Below are 22253 nucleotides of genomic sequence, written 5' to 3'. Positions count from 1 at the left end.
TAAGATGAAAAATCCATATGGAAAATTTCTCGACTCGAAGGAATCTATTTTCAATAAACTAGGTTTTCTTAAGTTAGTAGATAATGAATATGTAGCAATTTTTTCAAAAAATGATTGTGCGATTGAAATATCGATAGAGAGATATTACGCGCCTTCCATCAATACCAAAGTAATTGATCGTGAAGGAAATACATATTCGATGAGGGTAATTCGAGAACTGCTGGATTTGAAAAATCTTGAGAGAGACTCGAAGCATCTAGAGGACATTAAGAGCAGGTATAAGTTGGATGACGAAATTGCGGATAAATCTCTCCGTAGAAAAGGTTTAGAAGAGTACGTGAACTTAAGTTTTGAGCAATTGCTTGGTTTTTTGTCACGGTTCTCAGATGCTTTGTGTCCGATTGATGATGCACTTAAACTTGAATATCAAAAGCGAGATCAGGATTTTCTACGGCGATTGGGACTGTGATCGAATAAATTGGTGTCAGAAAGAAAACAACATCCATATAGTAAGGAATTGCTTTCGGATGCCTGTTTTGAAGGTTTGAACTTTTTGTTTTCTTCCTCAGAAATAAATGGGGTCACAGAATGAATGGGGTCAGATCAACATTTTGACGCCCATTGGAACCCCATAATTAAATGGGGTCAGATCAACATAATTAAATGGGGTCAGATCAACATTTTGACGCCCATTGGAACCCCATAAATTATTCATCCGTTAGTCTGTTGCCATCAGGAAAAAGGATTTTTCCATGGCCAGATTGCCTCGTCTCGGTCCCGCGGGTATTCCGCAACATGTCATTCAGCGCGGTAACAACCGTCAGGTTTGCTTTTGTTCAGAGCAGGACATGATTGCCTATGTCGGCTGGCTAAAGCAGTATTCCAAATCATTTGGTGTTCAGGTCAATGCCTGGGTGTTGATTCAATAAATGGGGTCAGATCAACGTTTTGACGCCCATTGGAACCCCATAAATTATTCATCCGTTAGTCTGTTGCCATCAGGAAAAAGGGATTTTTCCATGGCCAGATTGCCTCGTCTCGGTCCCGCGGGTATTCCACAGCATGTCATTCAGCGCGGTAACAATCGTCAGGTTTGCTTTTGTTCAGAGCAGGACATGATTGCCTATGTCGGCTGGCTAAAGCAGTATTCCAAATCATTTGGTGTTCAGGTCCATGCCTGGGTCTTGATGACGAACCATGTACACTTACTGGTGACCCCACTATCTGATGGCGCCGTGAGCAAAATGATGCAGGCACTGGGGCGAATATACGTGCGTTACTTTAACCGCGAGTACAGGCGTTCCGGTACTTTGTGGGAAGGGCGTTACAAATCTTGCTTGGTGGAATCTGAAGGCTATTTGCTTCAGTGTTATCGATACATTGAATTAAACCCTGTGAATGCCAATATGGTGGCAGACCCTGGGGAATATTACTGGTCTAGCTATGCGTGCAATGGGTTTGGCAAGGTGTCGAGCCTGATCACGCCACACCCGGAATATTTAGCGCTCGGTCGCTCTCCTAAGGAGCGTTGCGAGCAATACCGTGCACTATTCTCTTATCATCTGGATGGTCCCGCTTTGGAGGAAATTCGCACTTCAGTGAATAAGGGAATGGCGCTGGGTAGTCTACGCTTTAAAGAGGAGGTCGAACGACAGCATGCTCGCCGTGTGACTGACGTTCCCATTGGGCGGCCCCGAAAGAGCATCGTTAACACAAATTGAATGTCAAATGGGGGAATCACAGTTGCTCGTCGGTACCCCAAACGAAATTCGTGAGGCCTCAGAAAATCTCGCCGCAAATTTTTCTGCCAGTTGGCAATCACTGGCCCGCCCATTCCCGGCTACGAAAGAAAAGGACATCCATATAGTGGGTAATTGCTTTCGGATGTCTATTTTGAAGTTTTGAACTTCTTGGTTTCTTCCTCGCAGCGAGGCAATAGAGCCGAATTTAGTCGGTTTTTGGCTCGTTTGGATTTTGGAGGCAAGAAATAGCTTCGCGGGGAAAGTGCGATGTAGGTTTGCTTATCCGGAGGGGGTTATATTCTAAGATGTAATCGGCGATGAAAAATATCGCTCACAATCACGAATACCATGTGCCCAGCGCTTGCCAAGATGTTCACAAGCAGCACGAACCGTGTATCCCGTACCAACCAGGGATTTAAAGCGGCTTTCAAAGTGTTTGTTCATGTAGGCCCAGTGGCGGGGGGCAATCTGTAAGCGCTCAAGAATAGGTGGCAGTTGTTTTTTGATGGCCCCGCGCTTGTCATCGCGAAGGCACCGTCCACTCCAATCCACCAGCTCAATATAATCCTGCACCTTAAATGGCAGCCCTGTGGGCATGGGCTCTCTGGGATTGCCGACAAAAGGAAAAAGGGCGGAAGGCTGTTGCGCGCTTCTCGCAGTGATAATACGCTGCTTTATGGAGGTGTGATCAGACTCCTCCGGTGACTCCGCCATTGTTGCCCGGATCGGATTGAGGTCCACAGTATCGATTGAGGTTACGTTTGTCGTAAGCGGGTATTCCTTTCAGCCACTGCAGTGGAGTAGGCGAAACCGTGACTTAGTGAAAGTACAGGAAATGTAGAGTTTCAGTTCCTGCACCTATCCTCAAATTACATGTTATCGCGCAAGTGCTTCATTTCCACCGCATACGCAACGTTCGAACGGCCGTCCGGACGTGACTTTAATGACTATTATCTAATACATCATTTACCCTTATTTCTGAGTTTCGGTTGCTTCTTAAGCGAATTGTGTAAGATTTTGACATTTCCATTTCCGCATTTGCGAGGTGTATCACATTTTTGTGTGAAATCGTTTTGACTTATTTGTCACAGTTTATAGCGGCTGTATTCTCTCTGCCTCGATTAATTGGACGCCATTCCCGGTGGGAGAAAAAGAACAAAAAATTAGTCTTTGGGAACAGTGGGAACGAGGTGGTGATAGTGCTTCTCGAGATGCACTTATTGCACACTACCTGCCCTGGGGTGTATCGGTAGCTTTTTCTTTGATGAAAACCTTTCCGCCAAATTTAGTTCCCCATGATGATATTCGTCAGATCACTTCGATGGCATTGCTGGAATCCATAGCGCGTTTCTGCCCGGATAAAGGTGTTCCGTTTGAAGCGTTTGCGCGAAAGCGGGTTCGCGGTGCACTGTTGGATGAGGTAACTGCTGAAAATCGGCAGACTTTGAATACTCCCAATGAAGAACAAGGGTCCCGCCCATTTACCGCGCTAGTAGACCAGCTCGACGGAATGGTCATGGAAATTTTGCTGAATAGCTTGGGTGCAGAAGCTGCGCCCATTTACCCGAACTTTACCTGCAAGAGTGAAATGCACACGGTGTTGAATGATTTGGTTGCGCGGTTGAGTAGACGGGAGCAGGAAGTGATCAAACTTGCCTATTTTCATGACCAAAGCAATCGGGAAGTGGCGCGTGCGTTACGTTTGTCCGAAGGGCGGGTGAGCCAGGTAAAAAAAATGGCGTTGGATAAGCTCAAGTACCAATTAATAACAGAAATTTAATCGGCAACTTTGCCAATGACGAGACAAGCTTGTGAGTAATAGCGAAAAGCTAGAAGACCTGCAAAGACTGAAGAAATTCTGGGAGCAAGATCAAGAAAACCCGATGCTCACGCAGGATTTACTGGCGAAATATTTTGAAACGGGAACTCTGGAGGAGGCGCGCGAGTTTATCGATGCGTTGCCTGAGAGTGTCTTGGGATTTCCTCAGGTCTCACATTCCGCAGGCCTGCTGTGCCTTGCGATGAATGACTATAAGCAGGCGGAATTTTGCTTCCGCTGGGCGGACGCGAAAGCATCGGGTCAGCTGGCAATCCAATACAATTTGGCATACGCACTGTTTCAGCAGCGCCAGTATGCGGAGGTGGCGACGCTATTAATGGGCGTATCCAAGCCTACCCCGGAGGTGCTCATACTCAAGGGCCGCGCGTATCACCACTTGGGTGAGCTTCCTCATGCGGTGGAGACGCTTGAAGCTGCCATTGCGGAGAAGGCCGAGCCGCAAACCTGCGGGCTCCTCGCTCTTGTTTACAACGATGCCGGCAATCGCGAAAGGGCAATTGAGCTGGCTGGCGGTGTGTTACAGGAAGAGCCCCACCAATTTGAGGCCTTACTGGCGATGGCCGATGCCTATACCGCACTGCAGTCCTACACGGAGGCAGCGTCATGGTGTGATCTGGGGCTCCGTGAATACCCCTGTGTTGGGCGGTTTTGGACGGTAAAAGGTCAGTTGCAACTGGCGGAGTTTGATTTCAATGAGGCCAGAGTTAGCTTCACCAGGGCGGTGGAACTAATGCCGGAACACATTGGTACCTGGCACCTGCTTGGCTGGTGTGAGGTTTTACGGGGGGATCTGGATGCGGCGCTGCACGCGTTTGAGCAGGCTCTTGAGCTGAATCGGAACTTTGCCGAAAGCCACGGAGGTCTGGCAGTAGTGAATGCACTGCAGGGTAACTGGGACGTAGTGCAACGCGCCAGCAAGCGCGCATTAGGGCTTGACAGCGGAAACCTGTCTGGCCGCTACGCTCAGGCACTCTATTTTGAGCATCGGGGGCAGGTGGGCGCGGCGGAACAGCTGCGCCAGAAACTGTTCGCAACACCTACGGGCCAGAAGGTGGAAGGTAAGCTGCCGGAGATGGTGCAGAAATATCTCGCTAGCCGCGGCGAGCAACTGTAATGGAACCGGATACGGCCATGCGCCTAATGGCATCCATGCTGGAAGTGGCCGCATGGATGAGTGCGCCGGTGCTGGCTGCGGCCCTGTTTATCGGGCTCTTTGTGTCAATTTTCCAGGTAGTGACGCAAATCCAGGAAATGTCACTCACCTTCGTACCCAAAATTATTGGTGCGGTCGTCGTACTGATTTTGATGGGCAATTGGATACTCGCAACATGGATGGAATTTGCTGAAAAGTCGATTGGCATGGTGGCAGGGTAACTATGCTGCTGGAATCGCTTTCCCGGCAATCTGCACTTGTCGTGCTGGCCATGGTGCGCCTGGCGCCGTTGCTGTTTGTTGCGCTGTCAAACCCTTTGTCTCGCGTGCCCGCAAGTGTGCGCCTGATGTTAACGGCGACCGCGGCCATCGGCTGCGTGCAGTTGTCGCCGCAGCTTCAGGTGCCGGCAACCCTGGGGTTCGCGGAGTTCCTGCGGGCGGCTTCTATTGAGGCATTTATCGGCACTGCCTTGGCTGCTGGTTTTTTTGTCGGTTCCGCAGCGGTACTGACGCTGGCACGTATGGTGGATATGCAAATGGGCTTTGGTGCCGCTGCGGTGCTGGACCCGGCAACCAATAGTTCGGAGTCCATCATCGGCACATTGTACCTGTGGGTACTGTTTGTACTGACATTTGAGCTCGGCTTCCACTACGACATTCTTGGAATATTACTGCTGTCGTTCAAGTTGCTGCCAATGTTTGGGAGTGGAGTAGAGCTGGATCTTGGTGCGTTTACTGCTTATCTGACCCAGCAATTTACCCTGGCGCTGACGATTTTTCTGCCGGTTTCTATGGCACTTTTGATTTTCGATTTCTGTATTGGCTACCTGGCTAAAAGCATGCCGCAGATGAATGTGTACTTTGTTGGCTTGCCACTAAAAATCTTTATTGGCCTTGTGACTCTGGTGGTCAGTGTACGCCTGACTGGGGCAGGGCTTGAGCAGATGCTAGCCAACATCCGCGAATTTATGTTGATGGCGGTGGGCCGGTAAATGGCGGAGCAGGATCAGGATAAAAGCGAAGAGGCCTCGCCCTTTAAATTGCGTGAGGCGCGCAAGAAAGGTCAGGTCTCGAAAAGCCTCGAGCTAAATGCCTTCGCTGTGGTTTCGGTGTGCCTGCTTGCGGTTTTGCTGTTTAAGGAAAGGCTCGCAAGCGGTGCAGAGGCGATGTTGCGCACCGTCATCTCGCGTGGTTTTTCGGAGCCAATGGTGCCCGGTGCACCGGTAAGTTGGATGTCATACTTTTTGGGCGGCGTGTTGAACGTTCTCGGGCCAGTATTGGTGACAATTGTATTGGCCGCGGTGCTGGTCAATCTGGCTCAGGTAAAGTTTGTGGTTTCCACCTTTCCGCTAAAGCCGGACTTTCAGCGCCTGAACCCTGCGGCAGGCTTCAAGAAGCTGTTTTCCCGCAGAGTCTTGTATGAATTGCTCAAGGCAGTACTGAAGATCGGCTTTTTGTTCGCGTTTATCCTGCTGATGGGTATACCGCTGGTTAAGTGGCTGGTGAGTGGGGTGACGCTGCAGCTATCCAGTGTTGGCGGCTGGACTACGGATATCGTGGTGCAGGTGGTACTGGTATTTATCCTGATGCTATTGCCGATTGTGATCGTGGACAAGCTCTACACCAGAAGGGATTTCCTGCGGCAAATGCGCATGAGCCGTAAAGAGGTAAAGGATGAGCACAAGCGGCTGGATGGGAATCCGGAGCAAAAGAAAAAGCGCAAGCAGTCACAGAAAGAGCTGCTGGAGAAGACCAAGGCATTGGTCAATGTGAAGTCCGCTGATTTGGTGCTGGTAAACCCGACCCACTATGCGGTTGCCCTGCGGTTTGAGCGCAACGCGATGATTGCCCCGAAGGTCGTTAGCTTGGGCGCCGGCGCGCTTGCATTGGAGATCAAGCGCCGGGCGAGAATTTATGGCAAGCCCATTGTTGCCCGGCCAGCATTGGCACGTCAGTTGTATAAAACAAGTCGGCTAGAGCAGCCGATTTCACCAGATTCTTACAAAGAAGTAGCGGAAGTGTATCAGTGGTTTTACCAACGCTAAAATTACCCAATCAGCTTAAAGCGCTGAAGCAGCATTACCAGGCAAGTTATCAGGACCTTGCGCTGGTGGTTGCTATGATCGGTATTTTGATGGCGCTGTTTGTGCCGGTTCCGGGCTTCCTGCTGGACTTTCTGATTATTCTGAACTTCAGCTTTGCGCTGCTGATGCTGCTTATCACATTCTACAGTGATAAGCCGATTAAGTTCTCGACCTTCCCATCATTACTGCTCATGGCAACGCTATTCCGGCTTGCACTGAATATTGCCGCTACGCGTCTGATCCTGGCAGATGCCGAGGCTGGCAAGGTCATTGGCGCGATTGGCGAGTATGTCGTTGGGGGGAACTATGTCATCGGCCTCGTGGTATTCCTGATTCTGGTGGTGGTTCAGTACGTCGTGGTAACCAATGGCGCCCAGCGTGTGGCGGAAGTGGCCGCACGCTTCACTTTGGACAGTATGCCCGGCAAGCAAATGAGTATTGATGCGGACCTGAATATGGGGCTCATCGATGAAAAGACCGCGAGGAAGCGGCGAGATGATATTGAGCGCGAGGCAAATTTCTACGGGGCGATGGATGGCTCGACGAAGTTTGTGAAGGGCGATGCCATTGCCGGTATCATCATTATCTTGATCGATATTATCGGTGGCCTTTCCATTGGCCTTGCGCAACATGGTATGACCTGGGGAGAAGCACTAGAGACATTCACGCTTCTGACGGTCGGAGATGGAATTGTCACGCAGATTCCCTCTCTCATTATTGCCGTCGCTACAGGTATTCTGATTACGCGTGCAGCGACGGATTCGCGCCTCGGTGAAGAGGTTGTGGCGCAAATTACTGCCAATCCAAAAATCCTCTCTTTGATTGCCATCGTACTGTTGTTGGTCTGTCTATTGCCAGGTCTTCCCGCATGGCCACCATTGCTGTTGGCGTTGGTGTTCGGGGCGGCAACCTGGTACTCACTTTCGATTAAGCAGGAGCAGGAAGATACCGAAGAGCCGAACGCGTTGGTTGATGATTCTGAGCCAGAGAGTTTCGCCGACTTATTGCGGATGAAGCCAATTGAGTTTCAGTATGGAACAGAGATAGCCAAGTATGTGGAGACGCAGCGAGACCATCTAAATGCCCTGTATGAGAACTTGCGTCGGCAAATCGCCCAAGAGCTTGGATTGCTGGTTCCGTTGGTGAGTTATGTGCCATCGAAAAAGTTGACCGGCAATGCCTATAGTATCGCGTTCCATGGCTCTATGGTCGGTAGCGGCACCCTGTATGACGGCCAGAAAATGGCCATATCACCCGGCGGAAATCTGGATGCACTTACTGGTGTTGATACGCGCGAACCAGCCTATAAGTTGCCGGCAAAATGGATTGATGCAAAGCAATACGACCTTGCAAAGCGGGAGGGTTGTACGCTCGTGAACCCCGATACACTTATGATTACGCATTTACAGCAGGCGATCAATATGAAGGGGGAGGAACTGCTTACACGGCAGACTGTTGAGATGATGGTTGACCAGATTCGTGGCGACTTGTCTGGTCTCCTGGATGAATTAATTCCCAACAAGCTCCAAATATCGGAACTGCAGTCCATCCTCAAAGAGCTGCTCAGAGAAGGTGTCTCAATTCGAAACTTCCCTCGAATTTTGGAAGCGATTGCCGAGGCAGTTACCACCGGTAACAACCGTTACGACATTGTGGAATTAGTGCGTGCCCGTTTGGGATCTCAAATAGTCGAGAAAATTGCTTCGGGCCGGGAGGCACTGGAAGTTATTTCCATCGCACCGGATCTTGAAAATACGCTCGTGGCTTCGATCCGCAAGGATGACCGGGGGGGAGTGTTGGTGCCTGATCCGTCAATCCTTGACCGTTTAATGTCTAGCATTGTCGAAGCCAGTGATGCCGTAATTTCTAGAGGTCAGGAGCCTGTCTTAGTATGCTGTGTTCGACTGCGTCGTCCGATGTTTGAATTTTGTCGACGTATGTTGCCGTCTCTCAAAGTGCTCTCCACTGCGGAAATCGTTAGTGACATAAAAATTAATTCTAACCAAATGATCAGGGTATAACGTGAGTGCGGGTTACGAGTATAGCCTGAAGGCTATTCAGGGAAATATTCAGCAGGTAGAGCTGCTTAGCCAGAATGTGGCCAATATTGGCACGCCCGGCTATATGCCGATTGGTGCAGAGATTGCACCGATTGAGTTTCAGGTCGATTCATCCTCTGAGCCGATCATCCGAGTACGCGCGCACGATGTCTCCATTAAGCCTACTGGTTCAGAAAGAGATCTCGCGGTAATCGGTGACGGCTATTTATGGCTGGAGTCACGCGATGGTAGTGCCTCGATCGCCAAGAGCGTGACATTGACGGTGAATCCCGAGGGCGTGTTGACGAATTCTTTTGGCTTACCTGTACTTGATGAAAGTGGCTCGAAGATCGTTATACATTCAGACTTTGAAATAACGCGGGACGGAATTCGCGCACTTGATGGTTCCCATGAGTCGCGGATTGCACTTGTTTCAATTGTGGGACATTTGTCCGCGGAGATGGTTAACGGTGCTTATCGGATTCAAGCCGGGGATCTTGGCGGCATTGCCGAGGGGGCCTCGATTCTGCAGGGGCATGTAGTGGTCCCGAATATGAACAGTGCATCAGAGATGATCAGCATGATGCAAAAGACCAAGCATGTTGAATCCGTACAGCGTGCGCTAATGACAATCGACAGTATTTACGATACTGGCATTAACCAAATCGGGAAGTAGTTGTGGACGCACTTTATATCGCTCAAACAGGGCTGAATGCCCAGGCTGAACAATTGGATGTTATCTCTAACAACATCTCAAATATGAATACTCGGGGCTATAAGAAAGCAGGCGTAGAGTTCACCGCTGTGCTGCAGGCAGCTGGTGAATCGGGTCAGGCATTGAGTGGTGTTGCAGTAGAAGGTGTTCGTAATGACCTGAGTCAGGGCGCGATGCAAGTCACCAACAATCAGTGGGACATAGCGATTCAGGGTAACGGCTTTTTTCAGGTTGCTTTGGAAAACGGCGATTATGCTTATGTACGCAGTACAAGATTGTCGGTGGATGAAGACGGCTATCTAAAAACATCCTCAGGTGAAAAGCTTTCAGACTATGTGAATGTACCGTACGGTGTGGAAAGTGTGTCTATTTCTCCAACAGGTGAAGTAATAGGAAAGTTGGACGGGGCCGAAACGGTGCTTCTTGGCGAAATACAGCTCCACAGTGTGATGGATGTATCGAAGATGTCGCAGGGTCAGGGTGGACTATTCTACGTCGAGGACGGCATCGAAGTGACTGCGGCTACCCCCGGAGACTCGGGTATGGGGCTGGTACGCCAGGGATATGTGGAAGGCAGCAACGTAGAGCTTACTCAGGAGATGGTCCAGCTAATAATGGCACAGCGTGGCTACCAGCTAAATGCAAAGATAGTGCAGATCGGCGATCAGATCATGGAAACGGTCAATAACCTGCGGCGATGACTAGTAAAGCGATCATTTGCTTTCTCGTTTGTCTAGTAACGACTTCGATAAATGCACAGGAACGCTCAGCGCTGGTCTCAGGTGACCGCGGAAATTCAGATGTGACTCCATCTTGTGGAAGTGAGACATGCAGCATTGCTATCTTCGCGAGAGAGTTACTTGTAAAGCAAGCGCGATCACAGGGTTGCACCGTCCGGGCTACTGCTCTCAAGGGGTACGAGAAGGCGCAAGGGATCCTCGTAGGGCCGGAGCTTGTATCGCAGTTTGAGCACCCCTGTCGTCCGGGCATCCGCAAGGTTGAGCTATTCGGTAATGATCTGCATGGGATCCGGGTGCGAAAGGCTGTGTGGTTGAATGTCGAGCTTTTTGCACAAGTGCTAATTGCAGATAAAAGCTACCGTAAAGGCAGGTCGATTTTAGGTTACAAGGCCAAGATTGAGGGGCGCTGGGTTGACTTTGAAGGCGTATTTGGGAACCCAGCGAAAAATTATCTCGCCAAGAAGCGCATAAAGCGAGGTGAGATGTTAACCAATGTGAATGCCGTTCAGAGAAAAATAATAGCGGCTGGCGATGAGCTGATCCTTCAATCTCAGGCCCGTGGCATTATCATCAACTTGAAATCTGTGGCGATCTCTGACGCTGACATTGGCGATACGCTTAAAGTTGTCACACTCCATAACAACCAATTAAATTGCGGGATACTGAATAATCATGAGGTTGCTATTCGTTGTACTGCTCTGCGCGACAGTCATGCTGACCCCTGCCGTTGCTGAAGATCTGGTAGACCCTGACTTGTATCAAGGTATTGCTGCTGATAAACGCGCTTACCAGATAGGGGATACGGTAACCGTATATATAGCCGAGCGCACAGCGGCCGAGAGTTCGGCGTTCACAGATCGCGAGAGAGAATTGGATTTCAATGCGTCGGCTTATGACTCCACCTCCGACCATCGAGTAGGGTTTGGGTTTGATTCCGAATCCCGCGGTGAGGCAGTCACCTCCCGCCGCGGTGCGCTTCAAGGTCAACTCACCGCACGCGTAATTGGTTATAGCGAGGTTGGCCATTTGATTGTAAAAGGGGAGCAAGTGATAGTGATCAATGGAGAGGCGCAATCCTTGTTCATCTTCGGCACACTTCGTCCTGAAGATATTTCTCGAGATAACACGATTTACTCAACCCGTCTAATGGATGCTCATATTGAATTTGTCGGTGACGGAGTGGTAGGTGGTGCGCAACGGGCAGGTGCGATTACGTGGGTAATGAGATGGCTGGGGCTCAACTGATGTATATGTTCTTGCGACTGCTATGTGTGATTGCCGCATGCTTCTCCGTCTCGGTCTATGCTATCACCATTGAAGAGGTGACGCGCATAGAAGGCATACGAGATAACCAGTTGGTGGGCTATGGTCTGGTTGTCGGCCTCGCGGGGACAGGGGATTCTGCAAGAAATCGTGCAACGATACAGAGTGTTTCGAATACTCTGCGAGAATTTGGTGTCAATACGGAGAGGTTTAATTCCGCATCCCGGAATGTTGCTGCGGTAATCGTCACAGCAACCTTGCCGCCGTTTGCTTCACGTGGAGATCGGATCGACGTTCAGGTTTCATCACTGGGTGATGCCCGCTCGCTCGCGGGTGGAACGCTCTTTATGACACCGCTTGAAGGTCCGGATAACCGAATGCATGCGTTGGCGCAGGGCCCAGTCGTTACTGGTGGTTATAACTACTCCAAGTTCGATACTAGCTTACAAAAGAACCACCCCACGGTAGGCAAGGTCACCAAAGGGGCCATTGTAGAGCGAAATTTCAATTCTGATTTTATCGGTGAAGATGGTGGCGTTGTATTGATTTTGAATGAGCCCAACTTCCAGATGGCAAGTGATATCGCAAGTGCCATTACCGATCGAGTTCCAGGTGCCTTTGCGGAACCGCTAAATCCTGGAAAAGTGCTTGTTTCACCATCGGATGCGAAGGGTGGTTCTCCTTTTGACGTAATAACCCGAGCGCTAGCGGTGAATATCGACCTGGTTGAAAGAAATCGCATTGTTATTAACGAAAAAACGGGCACGATTGTAGCCGGTGGGCATATCGAAATCGGGGAAGCGACGATTTCTCACGAAAACATTCACGTAGCGATTACCACTGTATATGACGTAAGTCAGCCGTATGCAGTAGGTCTGTTTGCCGGGCGTAGATCGAGGACAGGGGATATTCGCACTGAGGTTGTGCCGAGCACGGATATTGTTGTGGCCGAAGAAGAGCGCGCACCCGTGACAATGCGTAAAGGTACCAAGGTCGACGAGCTTCTGAAGCACCTCTCCAGTATTGGTGTTCAAACGCGAGACATTATCAGCATCCTGCAAGCGCTGAAAAGTGCGGGTGCGATTCAAGCAGAAATAGTGGTGGAATAATGAACGTAGATTCTATGTCGGCACTTGTGGGTTCGGCCCTTGACTACTATGCCGCAGCACAGGAAGTTAATAGCAGAAACTTTGGTGCGACGGGAACGGGTAGGGGCTTTAAGGTTGTTGCGGATTTCAATGAAATCTTGGCTGAACACCTTGAAGCCGGAGGAAGCTATCAATCATTTTGGGCTGAGGCATCTCAGTTGGTCGACGAATATGTCACGGTAAATGCGCGTGAGGTAGCCCTGCCAGAAGTAGTGCTCTCAAGTCAGAGGCTGTCTGGCAGTTACAAGAATATTGGTACTGTCTACAACCAGATGGTTGAGTTATATCAAGTGGCACTGGGGAAAGGTAAGTGAGTACAACCGCGGCTGTGGAAGAACTTGCTCGCTCAATGCAGCGAGACCTGGCGTCGGTAGAGCTTTCTACATTTCTTGTGGCGAACGCAGAGAGGATGCTTCCTACAGGGACAGAATCGCTCTACGTCGGCTATGTCCATGGTTCTGACCGCCTTTCTTTCAGTGATCAACTAGAGACACTGATGGGCGCGGTTGAGGTACCTACAAAGAAAGTGTATCTACCTGAATCAGACTCGGCAGACTCTGCGGGATACGTTCGAATGGTGGATGTTGATGTTGCAAAAGAGTTTGTTGAAATGAGTCTGACCAAGCGCCGTTATGAGGCTGCGATCAAAGTGTATAACTCAATTTCTAGTATGAAGGCCACTGCGCGGGAGATAGGACGATGAGTATTGATAGCATTCGACCAGTATATAGCGCAATGAGCGAAATTATTGGCAATGAAACATCAGTAAATGGGTTGTCTAATGGGCCAGATTTCACACAGTTTCTTGATAATGTTTCGCAGGAAACGATCCGTGTCGAAGGATTGGTCGAAGAATTTGTTCGTGGTGGAGATATCGAGTTACATACAGTCATGATCGAAATGCAGAACATCAAGCTCAAGCTACAGGCCGTTACGGAGCTAAGAAACAAGGTGGTTGAAGCCTACCAAGAAGTAATGAGAATGCAGGTGTAACCGCGATGAATTCGAAACTCTTACTGTCAGTAGCGATTGTTGTACTGACAATTATAGCCGGTTTGACGACGTATGTGCTGTGGAAAGGTGACCATGTCGTAGTGGATAGCTTGGCAAATGAGCAGAAGCAAGAAGCGCTTAAAAACTATCTTGCCACACGTGGAATACGGTATAGCGTAAATGACTCGGGTCAGATCATGGTTTCCTCGGATCAAATTGAGGAAGTTCGGCGATCAGTTGGTGCTACTGGTGTCCTCAATCATGAAAGGGTCGGTTTTGAGATCTTTCAGGATGATAGCTACGGTGCGACGGAGTTTGCACAAAAGATATCCTATCAGCGCGCATTGCAGGGAGAACTTGAGAAAACGATTGTTTCCCTAAAGGGTGTACTTGACGCACGGGTACATTTGGCAATACCAACAAAGACGAGAATATTTCGAAAAACTGAGGAAGTGGCTGCATCGGTTGTTGTGTCACTTTCCGATGAAGGAAGTCTGGCCAGCATTGAGCCCGCAGTCCGCAGTATCGTCATCGGCGCAGTTCCAGACATCGCGGCCGAAAGTGTTTCCGTAATCCAGGATAGCGGGAACCGCGCAGGTGCGATTGGCGTAGGCACAGGCGTCGATGCCATCTCGGCGCAGGAGAGGTCGCGTGAATCGGACATCGCTGAGTCAGTATCGAAGATGCTACTAACGTGGTTTAAACCTGCAGATTTCAGTGTCAGCGTTTCTGTCACAATGACCAAAGATAGCAAGACCATCGCATCAACCGCACCGGTTGCGTCATCTTCCGTTGTTCGCACAAAGAAAGTGACATCGAGCGAAGATGGAGAGGCAGTAGAAGATATTAGCTATGAGTATGGAACCAAGTCTGAAAATATTGAGGTTCCTGCAGGTCAGATCGTCAAAATTGGCATGGGTGTAGCTATTAATGCGGACATCAGTGACTCACACCTTGCCGCGATTAAGGAGCTCATCTCTAGTGCCATTGGGCTCGATGAGCAACGTGGTGATAGTCTCACTGTAATCAGATTAAGTGTCTTAGAAAGCGTAACTAGTTTAGACGCGCCACTACTACCTTCAGAGATCACTGTATCTCAGACTGGGGTAGGAGCTACTGGCTCGAAGACATTGCTGCTGTGGGAAGTAGCGATTTCAGCTGGTGTGGCACTTGTGCTTGTTGCGAATCGATTGCATAGAAGGCGTCAGAGAAAGCGAGTCGTCAAGAAGGTCGAATCCTGGCTGTCTGGGGAAGTTGTACCGTGAATGCAAAGTTAACAGCAATTGCATTGGCAAATTTACCGGATGCCGCTCAAAAGAAGGCGATATCAGACCTCCCTGATAATCAGGTGGAGGCAGTTCAGCGTGCGCTCGAAGATCTCAATAAGACCTTTACTGTTCGAGAATTCAAATACTTGAAGAGTCGTGACCTGGAAGGTTTGCTTTCTAGGTTCTCTGATTTGCCAAATGAGGATGAAAAGCGAAGTCGTGCTATTCGGGAACTTAATCTAGGTGAGCAAATGAAGCGCTACCTTCTCGAGCAACTTAAGTTAGGCTAGAGAATGATATGGGAACACTCAAGTTACCAGTAAAGCAATCGCAAGCACCTAATGAACTCTCACAAGTCCAACCATCGCAGTTGCAGTCAGAGGCAGTAGCTATTCCGCCTGGACTGATATCAAGTGAAGAGTTAAAGGCTGCTGAAAAACAGGCCTACGAACGTGGTCTTGAAGATGGCCAGAATGCAGCTAACCGTAAGGTTGCGGCAGAACGCGAAGAGATTGACGCACTTACTAAGGTGTTAAAGAAAAAAATCTTGATGCTGGAAGAGTCCGCCAACGCAATTGCAGATCTTGTAAATGAGTTCAATATGGGCGCTCAGGTTATCAATAGTGGTGTCGAAGAGATTTCCAGCCAGCTTGAGAATAAGCTGGCGCGTGACTTTCTTTTCGACGAAGAGCTCCTTGCACAACAGATGGCCCGCAAGGTGGAGCGTTTCTCCAAAGAGTTGATGTTGGTTGACTACCGAATCATTGCAGACTCAGGTTTGAGAGAGTCTTTTGAGATGGACGAGTCGCTGGCACACCACCTGGCGAAAATTCAAGTCGAGAAGGGTGCATGTAAGTTGGTTTTGATAGATAGCAATGGCGAACTCTACTGGGACCCGGGAATGATTCGAGACGCACTGATGGAATCTCCTGTTCCGGATTCAAAGTGCCCGTGATGTTGCAGCGTAGAATTTTCGATAATGGATCATGTGTTCCGCCAATTCTGTATCGGGAAGGACGCGTTATAGGCGTAGATAGGAGTTCGATAACTATCGCTGGAATAGTTGGGCATATCGGCCAGATATGCTACGTGCGAGATTGTGCCGGTGCTTATGTTAGCGCCGAGATCATACGGAGTACGGCGGATTCTACTGTCCTGATGCCCTTGGGAGCGGCTACTGACGTACAGCCAGGCTGTGCTGTCCTTAAACCGGAACAGCAAAAGGCTCAATCAGTGCGCGAGTCAATGGATAAATCATATTTCCTGACAGCAATGGGCGAGCCTGTTGTGGATTACAAGCGTCAAGAGCCGCTTTGGAAGGGTTCTGAGGGCGAGGGTAACAATAAGCGCTATGCTGCGCCTTTGCCCGCATGCGAGAAGGTATCTACTGGAATATCAGTATTTGATGACTTTCTTCCATTGGCGTTTGGACAAAAAACAGCAATTTTCTCGAAAGCGGGGCTTGGAAAGAGCTCGATACTTAGAAAGCTCATAAATTCAAATGCGTTTGATCACGTCGTGTTTGCATTAGTTGGAGAGCGTTCGAGAGAATTGCTGACTTTTATTCGTGATGTAAAACCAGATCAATCTACTAAAACAACGGTAGTTGGTGCGGCGGCTTCAGAGCCAAGTATTCGGAAGGCGAGAGTTGTCGACACGGCTTTAGAGGTGGCTGGTGAATTAGTTGCCGATGGCAAAAAAGTACTGCTTGTAATTGATTCAATTACAAGGTATGCATGCGCTCTGAGAGATGTTGGTATTTCATCAGGCGAGGTTCCTGGTCGGCAGGGTAATCCCTTATCGGTTTTCAGCGGTGTTTCTGCTCTTTTGGAAAGCGCCTCAGATTATGCCGATGATTCGAGTTTGACGATCGTTGGCAGTGTGCTTCTGGAGTCAGATTTTGAGGACCTGATTGCCGATTTCGTAAAGTCTGTTACTGATGGCCACGTATTTCTATCAAGTAAACTCGCGAATAGAGGAATATTCCCGGCAATTGACTTGCTGGCAAGTCAGTCAAGACTCTCTGAAGTAGTTTTTTCTGAGGCGGAGAAGAAGGCCGCCCAGACTATAAGGAACGCGGTTGCCGAGTTTGAGGAGTTGGAAGATTACATCCGATTTTCAGGCTATCGTTCTGGAGAGCAGAAGTCGGTTGATAAAGCAGTTAAGAATAGAAAGTGCCTAGATTATTGGCTTCTTGGGGAGCAAACGTTTTCCAATCTCTTGGAGAATATTTCAAGTGCCTAGCTTCTACAAATTAGCCAAATATCAAAGATATAAAGCAATTCGAAAAATCGACGCAGAAGTGAATTCTCTCCGCTCAGGTGCAAAAAAGGTAGATGTACGAAAATCGCAGGTCCAAGGAGAACTGGAGAACCTAAATCGCGCATTGAATAGCGCGGTTTCTTCGGGGATACCCCTATATTTGCTAGATGAATATCTAACTAAGGTGCCAGTGTACGAGGATAATTCAGATCGGTTGGAGTCTGAGTCAATCCGATTGCTCTCCGAAATTAAACGGGTCGAATCGAAGTTGACTGCGGCATCCTCACAAATAGATATGTTGGGTGATCTGGAACGGCAGCGGACATATTTAGAAAAGTTTGCCCTAGATCAATACCAAGATGAAGTAGCTCAGGATGAGTTTCGAGCAGGATCGAATTAAATGAGTGTTAACTTACTGTCAGATTTTTCTTTTACGGCGTTAGGCGACGTCGTATTACGTGATAATAAGGCGGCTAACAATAAGGTGGCAGCGCAGTCATTTAGTCAGTTACTCGCATCTGATTCTCCGGGCCATGTTCCGTCTGAGAAAGACGTTTCAATTTCTGTGATTGAAGCGGGCAAAAGCTTCGAAGTGCAACAGTACGTACTTTCGTTTTCGGACGGAATGGCTGGCGGTGACTATTCCGCTATTCAGGATTGGCCACAGTTATTGTCGTACGCTACAGGTGTCGATGGCATGTCTCTAAAGTTTGGCAGTTCAAGAGAGATTGGCGTTATGACAGTAGACGTTTCATCTCCAATTTCCGATGGCATAGGAAATAGTCATAATGTGAAGGGTTCTCGTGATCTCCTGGCTCGTTTTTGGGGGGATCGTCGGTCCACGTCTGGCGAAGCAGCTGGGCGCGCAGCATACAAAGTTGAACGCTTTGATTCGCGGATTCCTATTTCTCCGCACCAGACAAGTCATACTGCTGCTACTTGGTCCAGTTCTTCACTGCCAAATAGATCTGTTCTTTTTTTAGTAAAGAATGAGGTAGAGGATGATGGTAAGAATTGTTCCATTTTTGTGCGAAATTATGGTGAGTCGCTTGAAAACAGTGGTTGGCTATTTGACATGATCCCATTAGAAATTCTTGAAAGTGCAAGGGTATATTTTAATGGGGAGGCTTTAGATTATGTCCGTTGATGCAATCGGGAGCGTCCTTGGGAATACTGAAGCTGAATCATCAAATTCCATTTCTCAGGAAGAATTTCTTCGTCTATTCCTAGCGCAACTTCAGTTTCAAGATCCGATGGAGCCGCTGGATAATAGTGAGTTTTTGGCGCAGCTGGCTCAGTTCTCCAGTATCGAACAGAACCGGCAGAATGGCTTGCAGTTAGAAAATATCGCGAGATTAAATTCGAGCTACCAGGCTTCTGAATTACTCGGCCGTTCCGTTGAGGTTTCTTCGGATAGTGGAAGCCTATTTGGATCTATATCAGCGGTTTCATTCGATGGTAGTGGCACCACGTTTACTGTGAATGCCACAGATGGCAACGTTGTGTCGGGTCTCCGACTTTCTCAAATACGTGTTATACGGCAATAGGATTCAATATGCTTCAATCATTTTTTAATGGTTTATCCGGGATGGTCGTGTTTTCGCAGGGTCTCAATACGATCAGTAACAACGTTGCGAATATGAATACCCCGGGTTTTAAAGCGGTAAACAATTTCTACCGCTCGCTTGGGGAAGATGGGCACGGAATTGGCGCCAAGCTTTCCGGTGAATATATGGATGAATCCGCCGGCACAATTCGCGATACAGGAAGAGCTACCGATTTGGCTGTTATCGGTGAAGGCTATTTCATTGTTGAGAAAGATGGCGTTTATCAGTACACGCGCAACGGCCAGTTTGTGTTTGATGATGATGGATTTCTGAAGGATACCGTCTCGGATGGTTATGTGATGGGGTCCGGTCCCGGTGGTAATCTCTACCGAATCGATATTTCTACAATGAAAACGTTACCTCCCGAAGCGACCACCGAGCTAAGTTTCTCTGGAAACCTTTCTACAGGCGACGACGAACACGAAATTCCCGCGGTTTCTGTTTTTAATACCTTGGGTGAAGAAGTAACGTTTGGGATTCGCTTCGTCAATAATACTGCTACGACTCCTGGTGAGTGGTCTGTTGTTGTTGAAAGTGATTCCGGGATTCCACTATGGACCGGGCAGCTCAATTTTGGGCTTGACGGCTCGGTCAGCACAGGTAGCGAATCGTTATCGATTACAATTCCCTCGGCCGAAAATGGTACGGCTGGTGTCGCACTTGATTTGACTCTGACATTTGGTACTCCTGGCGATTTTTCGGGCAGCACTTCGTTTGCTGGTGGAACTGTGTCAACACTGGGATCCGAGGTTGTTGATGGTCGTGGTTCTGAGGGACTTGTAGCGGCCAGTTTCAATGATAAAGGCGCACTAAATCTATTGTATTCCAACGGTGATACCGAAGAGCCTTATACAATCGGTTTAGCCTATTTCGACAATCCTCAGGATTTGCGCCATATGGGCGATGGGTTCTACGTGGCAAATACCTTACAAGGTGTCAGCTATGGTCAGCCGGATACTGGTATCTTCGGATCGATCCAGGGGAATAGTATTGAATCTTCAAACGTCGACTTGGTCCGAGAATTCGCTGAAATGATTATCGCACAGCGAGGGTATCAAGCCGCGTCGCACGTGATGGATGTGGCTAATACCATGATTGAAACTTTGTACCAGTCCAAAGGTTAACGCCAGATGAGAGTCTTTAATTTGACTGGCGATTGCTCTAATGCTTCAAAAGCCTTTCCAAGAATCGATCACGTTTCTCGTTGGCTACAGGACTGGTTGGGATTTGAAGCGCAGATTGCAGCGAAGTTTCAACTAATTTCCCCTGAAGATACCATCGGCTTACCTGCTTGGTCTGCTGGCGGAAAGATAGTTTTAATCTCTCAATCCGTTATTGAATTTGTAGATTGTGAATTGAGCAAGCTGTCTCATTTATGCTCAGAATATAATTCGAGATCAGCATTTCATTCGGCAGTGAATGTTTTGCTCGATCAGTTGGAAATGGATCCCACTCAATGTGTGGATGTCCTTCCCTGTGGGATAGCTCCGTTTGATGTTTTGAAGCTGTGTTTCAAACTCCCCAGTGGGCAGGCCGGTTTTGTTGCGCTTTCTGCTGAGTGCGTTGTTGACTCGTTTAAATCTGGCGTATTGAAGCGGGGCTCCATTACAAGCTCTGCCTTGAAAAACGATGTGGATCTTGTCGTCAACAAGAAGATCAATGTTGATTTATCGACGGTTCGGTCAGTGCGGCCTGGAGAGACGATTAGCCTTGGGGCTTTAGATGATTTTAGTTGGCGCTTAAGCATCGAAACCGAAGATGTCGGACTGACGGCATATCTGGGAAGAGATGGCGACAAGCGTGCTGTTGTGATTGAGAGTTGATATGAGTGAAGTAGTGTTAGAAGACGTTTCCAATTTGGAAGAGGGTTTGGGTGCAAAGCCAATCTCTGGGAATTTCGACAAGATTCTAAATTCTGTTGAGGTCGAATTGGAGGTGATCGTTGGCTCAGCAAAAGTTGAGTTGGGTAAGCTGGTAAATGGTGAAGTTGGCAGTGTTGTTACTCTTGATCAGGCGATCGGTGATCCGGTCGTCTTGAAGTGCGATGGTCAAGAGGTTGGTCGCGGTGTTTTGGTCGCAGATGGCACCCGTTTGGCAGTCAAGATTGTTGAGAATGATTGATTCTGGGATGTTGTACTAGTGGCTGAGCAGTTCAATTGGTTTACGATTCTAACATCGCTGACCTTTTTGCCATTTTTCCTTGTGGCGGTAACACCATTTCTGCGGTTCATTATTGTGTACTCGGCAATCCGCTACGCGCTCGGACTTCAGCAAAGTCCGCCAAATATTGTTTTGATTGCGTTAGCGATATTCACAACTATTGCTGTAATGGGGGACGTTCCGAGTCAGATATATTCTGGCGTTCTGCTTCCATTGTCGGAGCAGGATATCACGCTCAAAGTTGCCGCAGACGAGATTGTTCAAGTAGCAAAGGGATGGATGTTGCCTCGAGTGTCGGGCGATGATTTGGAAGCGGTTTATGCTATGTCGCAATCGACGGTGCCGGCGACTGCAGAAGAGGTTTCTATCACGAAACTGATGCCTGCGTACATGCTGAGCGAATTGGCCTACGGTTTTAAGGCTGCTTTTTTCGTAATGGTACCGTTTTTACTGGTTGATCTGGTTGTTTCAGGTGTGCTCATGTCACTTGGTATGATCATGCTCCCACCAATTACAGTTTCAATGCCAATCAAGCTAATGCTGTTTGTGCTGCTTGATGGCTGGTCTCTAATTACTTTAAATCTGGCTCAGAGCACGATTATCTAGGATTTTCTATAATGAATAACCAAAAATTTGATTCGGAAGAGCTCCTGCATCTCGCCATTCATGCATCGCTAAACGGTCGTATTGACGATGCCATTGCTAAGTTGAAGGAGCTGCTTGAGGTTGACCCCTCTAATCCTAATGCTCACTTTCTTCTAGCTGCTGACTATGCTGAGATAAAGCTTTTTGATAAGTCTGTTTCTCACTATCGAGAAGTACTTAAGTTACGTCCAGAAATGTCAGTGGCTCGAATTCAATTTGCACTGCTACTGACCGCTCTAGACAATCTCGATGAGGCTGCACAAGTTCTGGAATATTTTGCTGGCCTGGAAGACGAGTCATATGAGCGGTTTGTCCATGATGGACTGATTGCGTTACATCAAGAGAGAATGGCCGAGGCTAAGAGCGCGCTTCTCAGAGCCATCGAGAGTAACTCAGATAACGCCGTACTAAATAGCGATCTGCAGAAAATTGTCGATGCTATCGTACAGCATCTAGGGACTAGAGCTGATCAGGATGCTCAGGTATCTTCGAGTTCGGCGAACGGGAAATCCTTTTTGCTTTCTGCGTATGGAGAGCGAGGTTAGCAACCGTTCATTTAGAATCTGCGTCCTATTGCTGTGCCTGCCTATTTATT

The 22253-nt window shown here is 48.5% G+C and carries 30 protein-coding genes; 29 read left to right on the top strand and 1 reads right to left on the bottom strand.

Annotation, left to right across the window (positions count from 1 at the left end):
* Positions 1 to 4: 4 nt before the first annotated feature.
* The 3 genes from JF535_RS15065 (at position 5) to JF535_RS15055 (ending at position 1721) form a co-directional block, all read left to right on the top strand.
* Positions 5 to 469 carry a hypothetical protein gene (locus JF535_RS15065; RefSeq protein ID WP_207003486.1) on the top strand — a complete coding sequence of 155 codons (465 nt, stop codon included), beginning with the start codon at positions 5 to 7 and terminating at the stop codon, positions 467 to 469.
* A gap of 283 nt (positions 470 to 752) precedes the next feature.
* A complete protein-coding gene (locus tag JF535_RS15060) occupies positions 753 to 929 on the top strand; it encodes a hypothetical protein (protein WP_207003484.1) in 177 nt (58 codons plus the stop codon).
* A 90-nt stretch (positions 930 to 1019) separates the two neighbouring features.
* Entirely contained in the window at positions 1020 to 1721 is a 702-nt protein-coding gene (locus JF535_RS15055; RefSeq protein ID WP_207003482.1) for a transposase, read from the top strand.
* Positions 1722 to 2042: 321 nt separating this feature from the next.
* Here JF535_RS15055 and JF535_RS17035 read toward each other — a convergent pair whose 3' ends face one another.
* On the bottom strand, positions 2043 to 2339 hold the full coding sequence (locus JF535_RS17035; RefSeq protein WP_207003480.1) for a hypothetical protein: 297 nt from the start codon (positions 2337 to 2339) through the stop codon (positions 2043 to 2045).
* A gap of 544 nt (positions 2340 to 2883) precedes the next feature.
* Here JF535_RS17035 and JF535_RS15045 point away from each other — a divergent pair.
* The 26 genes from JF535_RS15045 (at position 2884) to JF535_RS14920 (ending at position 22203) form a co-directional block, all read left to right on the top strand.
* A complete protein-coding gene (locus JF535_RS15045) occupies positions 2884 to 3522 on the top strand; it encodes a sigma-70 family RNA polymerase sigma factor (RefSeq protein WP_207003478.1) in 639 nt (212 codons plus the stop codon).
* 31 nt (positions 3523 to 3553) lie between these two features.
* Positions 3554 to 4696, top strand: a complete 1143-nt coding sequence (locus JF535_RS15040; protein ID WP_207003476.1) for a tetratricopeptide repeat protein — start codon at positions 3554 to 3556, stop codon at positions 4694 to 4696.
* Positions 4696 to 4956, top strand: a complete 261-nt coding sequence (locus JF535_RS15035; RefSeq protein ID WP_207003474.1) for a flagellar biosynthetic protein FliQ — start codon at positions 4696 to 4698, stop codon at positions 4954 to 4956. Before JF535_RS15040 ends, JF535_RS15035 begins: the two co-directional genes overlap by 1 nt.
* Positions 4957 to 4958: 2 nt before the next feature.
* Complete coding sequence (locus JF535_RS15030) at positions 4959 to 5726, top strand: flagellar biosynthetic protein FliR (protein WP_207003472.1); 768 nt, start codon at positions 4959 to 4961, stop codon at positions 5724 to 5726.
* A gap of 48 nt (positions 5727 to 5774) precedes the next feature.
* A complete protein-coding gene (locus JF535_RS15025; RefSeq protein WP_242523861.1) occupies positions 5775 to 6779 on the top strand; it encodes an EscU/YscU/HrcU family type III secretion system export apparatus switch protein in 1005 nt (334 codons plus the stop codon).
* Positions 6761 to 8839: an FHIPEP family type III secretion protein gene (locus JF535_RS15020; RefSeq protein WP_207003468.1), complete on the top strand. Its 2079-nt coding sequence runs from the start codon at positions 6761 to 6763 to the stop codon at positions 8837 to 8839. Before JF535_RS15025 ends, JF535_RS15020 begins: the two co-directional genes overlap by 19 nt.
* Before the next feature lies 1 nt (position 8840).
* On the top strand, positions 8841 to 9533 hold the full coding sequence (locus JF535_RS15015) for a flagellar hook-basal body protein (protein WP_207003466.1): 693 nt from the start codon (positions 8841 to 8843) through the stop codon (positions 9531 to 9533).
* Positions 9534 to 9535: 2 nt separating this feature from the next.
* On the top strand, positions 9536 to 10273 hold the full coding sequence (locus JF535_RS15010; RefSeq protein ID WP_207003464.1) for a flagellar hook-basal body complex protein: 738 nt from the start codon (positions 9536 to 9538) through the stop codon (positions 10271 to 10273).
* A 344-nt stretch (positions 10274 to 10617) separates the two neighbouring features.
* Positions 10618 to 11046 (top strand): flagella basal body P-ring formation protein FlgA, encoded by a 429-nt coding sequence (locus JF535_RS15005; protein ID WP_207003462.1) that lies wholly within the window; start codon positions 10618 to 10620, stop codon positions 11044 to 11046.
* Entirely contained in the window at positions 11024 to 11557 is a 534-nt protein-coding gene (locus JF535_RS15000; RefSeq protein WP_207003460.1) for a flagellar basal body L-ring protein FlgH, read from the top strand. Before JF535_RS15005 ends, JF535_RS15000 begins: the two co-directional genes overlap by 23 nt.
* Entirely contained in the window at positions 11527 to 12684 is a 1158-nt protein-coding gene (flgI, locus tag JF535_RS14995) for a flagellar basal body P-ring protein FlgI (RefSeq protein ID WP_207003459.1), read from the top strand. The genes JF535_RS15000 and flgI overlap by 31 nt, the downstream gene beginning before the upstream one ends.
* A complete protein-coding gene (locus JF535_RS14990; protein ID WP_207003458.1) occupies positions 12684 to 13037 on the top strand; it encodes a hypothetical protein in 354 nt (117 codons plus the stop codon). The genes flgI and JF535_RS14990 overlap by 1 nt, the downstream gene beginning before the upstream one ends.
* Positions 13034 to 13426, top strand: coding sequence for a flagellar basal body rod C-terminal domain-containing protein (locus tag JF535_RS16975; protein WP_207003456.1), 393 nt, complete (start codon positions 13034 to 13036; stop codon positions 13424 to 13426). The genes JF535_RS14990 and JF535_RS16975 overlap by 4 nt, the downstream gene beginning before the upstream one ends.
* Complete coding sequence (gene fliE / locus JF535_RS14980; protein WP_207003455.1) at positions 13423 to 13716, top strand: flagellar hook-basal body complex protein FliE; 294 nt, start codon at positions 13423 to 13425, stop codon at positions 13714 to 13716. Before JF535_RS16975 ends, fliE begins: the two co-directional genes overlap by 4 nt.
* Before the next feature lie 5 nt (positions 13717 to 13721).
* Complete coding sequence (locus JF535_RS14975) at positions 13722 to 14981, top strand: flagellar M-ring protein FliF C-terminal domain-containing protein (RefSeq protein ID WP_207003453.1); 1260 nt, start codon at positions 13722 to 13724, stop codon at positions 14979 to 14981.
* Positions 14978 to 15274: a hypothetical protein gene (locus tag JF535_RS14970; RefSeq protein ID WP_207003451.1), complete on the top strand. Its 297-nt coding sequence runs from the start codon at positions 14978 to 14980 to the stop codon at positions 15272 to 15274. Before JF535_RS14975 ends, JF535_RS14970 begins: the two co-directional genes overlap by 4 nt.
* An 8-nt stretch (positions 15275 to 15282) precedes the next feature.
* Positions 15283 to 15939 carry a hypothetical protein gene (locus tag JF535_RS14965; protein ID WP_207003449.1) on the top strand — a complete coding sequence of 219 codons (657 nt, stop codon included), beginning with the start codon at positions 15283 to 15285 and terminating at the stop codon, positions 15937 to 15939.
* Positions 15940 to 16229: 290 nt separating this feature from the next.
* On the top strand, positions 16230 to 17228 hold the full coding sequence (locus JF535_RS14960) for a hypothetical protein (RefSeq protein WP_207003447.1): 999 nt from the start codon (positions 16230 to 16232) through the stop codon (positions 17226 to 17228).
* Entirely contained in the window at positions 17221 to 17646 is a 426-nt protein-coding gene (locus JF535_RS14955) for a hypothetical protein (RefSeq protein ID WP_207003445.1), read from the top strand. Before JF535_RS14960 ends, JF535_RS14955 begins: the two co-directional genes overlap by 8 nt.
* Positions 17647 to 18393, top strand: coding sequence for a hypothetical protein (locus tag JF535_RS14950; protein WP_207003443.1), 747 nt, complete (start codon positions 17647 to 17649; stop codon positions 18391 to 18393).
* The gene (locus JF535_RS14945; RefSeq protein WP_207003442.1) at positions 18383 to 18793 is read left to right on the top strand and encodes a flagellar hook assembly protein FlgD; all 411 of its coding nucleotides are present in this window, start codon (positions 18383 to 18385) and stop codon (positions 18791 to 18793) included. Before JF535_RS14950 ends, JF535_RS14945 begins: the two co-directional genes overlap by 11 nt.
* 8 nt (positions 18794 to 18801) lie before the next feature.
* Positions 18802 to 19977 (top strand): flagellar hook-basal body complex protein, encoded by a 1176-nt coding sequence (locus JF535_RS14940; RefSeq protein ID WP_207003440.1) that lies wholly within the window; start codon positions 18802 to 18804, stop codon positions 19975 to 19977.
* A gap of 6 nt (positions 19978 to 19983) precedes the next feature.
* Positions 19984 to 20676 carry a hypothetical protein gene (locus JF535_RS14935; protein ID WP_207003439.1) on the top strand — a complete coding sequence of 231 codons (693 nt, stop codon included), beginning with the start codon at positions 19984 to 19986 and terminating at the stop codon, positions 20674 to 20676.
* A 1-nt stretch (position 20677) separates the two neighbouring features.
* The gene (locus JF535_RS14930; RefSeq protein ID WP_207003437.1) at positions 20678 to 20974 is read left to right on the top strand and encodes a FliM/FliN family flagellar motor switch protein; all 297 of its coding nucleotides are present in this window, start codon (positions 20678 to 20680) and stop codon (positions 20972 to 20974) included.
* 18 nt (positions 20975 to 20992) lie between these two features.
* Positions 20993 to 21619, top strand: coding sequence for a flagellar type III secretion system pore protein FliP (locus JF535_RS14925; protein ID WP_207003435.1), 627 nt, complete (start codon positions 20993 to 20995; stop codon positions 21617 to 21619).
* 11 nt (positions 21620 to 21630) lie between these two features.
* The gene (locus tag JF535_RS14920; protein ID WP_207003434.1) at positions 21631 to 22203 is read left to right on the top strand and encodes a tetratricopeptide repeat protein; all 573 of its coding nucleotides are present in this window, start codon (positions 21631 to 21633) and stop codon (positions 22201 to 22203) included.
* The last annotated feature ends 50 nt before the right edge of the window (positions 22204 to 22253 follow it).

Origin of the sequence: Microbulbifer salipaludis (assembly GCF_017303155.1) — a bacterium.
In the GTDB taxonomy this organism is placed as follows: Bacteria; Pseudomonadota; Gammaproteobacteria; order Pseudomonadales; family Cellvibrionaceae; genus Microbulbifer; species Microbulbifer salipaludis.
This window is presented reverse-complemented; position numbering and strand designations above follow the sequence as displayed.

Bases quoted from the DNA above. Each gene is read 5' to 3' on its own strand.
- JF535_RS15065 (WP_207003486.1), top strand. From the start codon at position 5: ATGAAAAATCCATATGGAAAATTTCTCGACTCGAAGGAATCTATTTTC.
- JF535_RS15060 (WP_207003484.1), top strand. From the start codon at position 753: ATGGCCAGATTGCCTCGTCTCGGTCCCGCGGGTATTCCGCAACATGTC.
- JF535_RS15055 (WP_207003482.1), top strand. From the start codon at position 1,020: ATGGCCAGATTGCCTCGTCTCGGTCCCGCGGGTATTCCACAGCATGTC.
- JF535_RS17035 (WP_207003480.1), bottom strand. From the start codon at position 2,339: ATGCCCACAGGGCTGCCATTTAAGGTGCAGGATTATATTGAGCTGGTG.
- JF535_RS15035 (WP_207003474.1), top strand. From the start codon at position 4,696: ATGGAACCGGATACGGCCATGCGCCTAATGGCATCCATGCTGGAAGTG.
- JF535_RS15030 (WP_207003472.1), top strand. From the start codon at position 4,959: ATGCTGCTGGAATCGCTTTCCCGGCAATCTGCACTTGTCGTGCTGGCC.
- JF535_RS15000 (WP_207003460.1), top strand. From the start codon at position 11,024: ATGCTGACCCCTGCCGTTGCTGAAGATCTGGTAGACCCTGACTTGTAT.
- JF535_RS14990 (WP_207003458.1), top strand. From the start codon at position 12,684: ATGAACGTAGATTCTATGTCGGCACTTGTGGGTTCGGCCCTTGACTAC.
- fliE (WP_207003455.1), top strand. From the start codon at position 13,423: ATGAGTATTGATAGCATTCGACCAGTATATAGCGCAATGAGCGAAATT.
- JF535_RS14975 (WP_207003453.1), top strand. From the start codon at position 13,722: ATGAATTCGAAACTCTTACTGTCAGTAGCGATTGTTGTACTGACAATT.
- JF535_RS14965 (WP_207003449.1), top strand. From the start codon at position 15,283: ATGGGAACACTCAAGTTACCAGTAAAGCAATCGCAAGCACCTAATGAA.
- JF535_RS14960 (WP_207003447.1), top strand. From the start codon at position 16,230: ATGGATAAATCATATTTCCTGACAGCAATGGGCGAGCCTGTTGTGGAT.
- JF535_RS14950 (WP_207003443.1), top strand. From the start codon at position 17,647: ATGAGTGTTAACTTACTGTCAGATTTTTCTTTTACGGCGTTAGGCGAC.
- JF535_RS14945 (WP_207003442.1), top strand. From the start codon at position 18,383: ATGTCCGTTGATGCAATCGGGAGCGTCCTTGGGAATACTGAAGCTGAA.
- JF535_RS14940 (WP_207003440.1), top strand. From the start codon at position 18,802: ATGCTTCAATCATTTTTTAATGGTTTATCCGGGATGGTCGTGTTTTCG.
- JF535_RS14935 (WP_207003439.1), top strand. From the start codon at position 19,984: ATGAGAGTCTTTAATTTGACTGGCGATTGCTCTAATGCTTCAAAAGCC.
- JF535_RS14930 (WP_207003437.1), top strand. From the start codon at position 20,678: ATGAGTGAAGTAGTGTTAGAAGACGTTTCCAATTTGGAAGAGGGTTTG.
- JF535_RS14920 (WP_207003434.1), top strand. From the start codon at position 21,631: ATGAATAACCAAAAATTTGATTCGGAAGAGCTCCTGCATCTCGCCATT.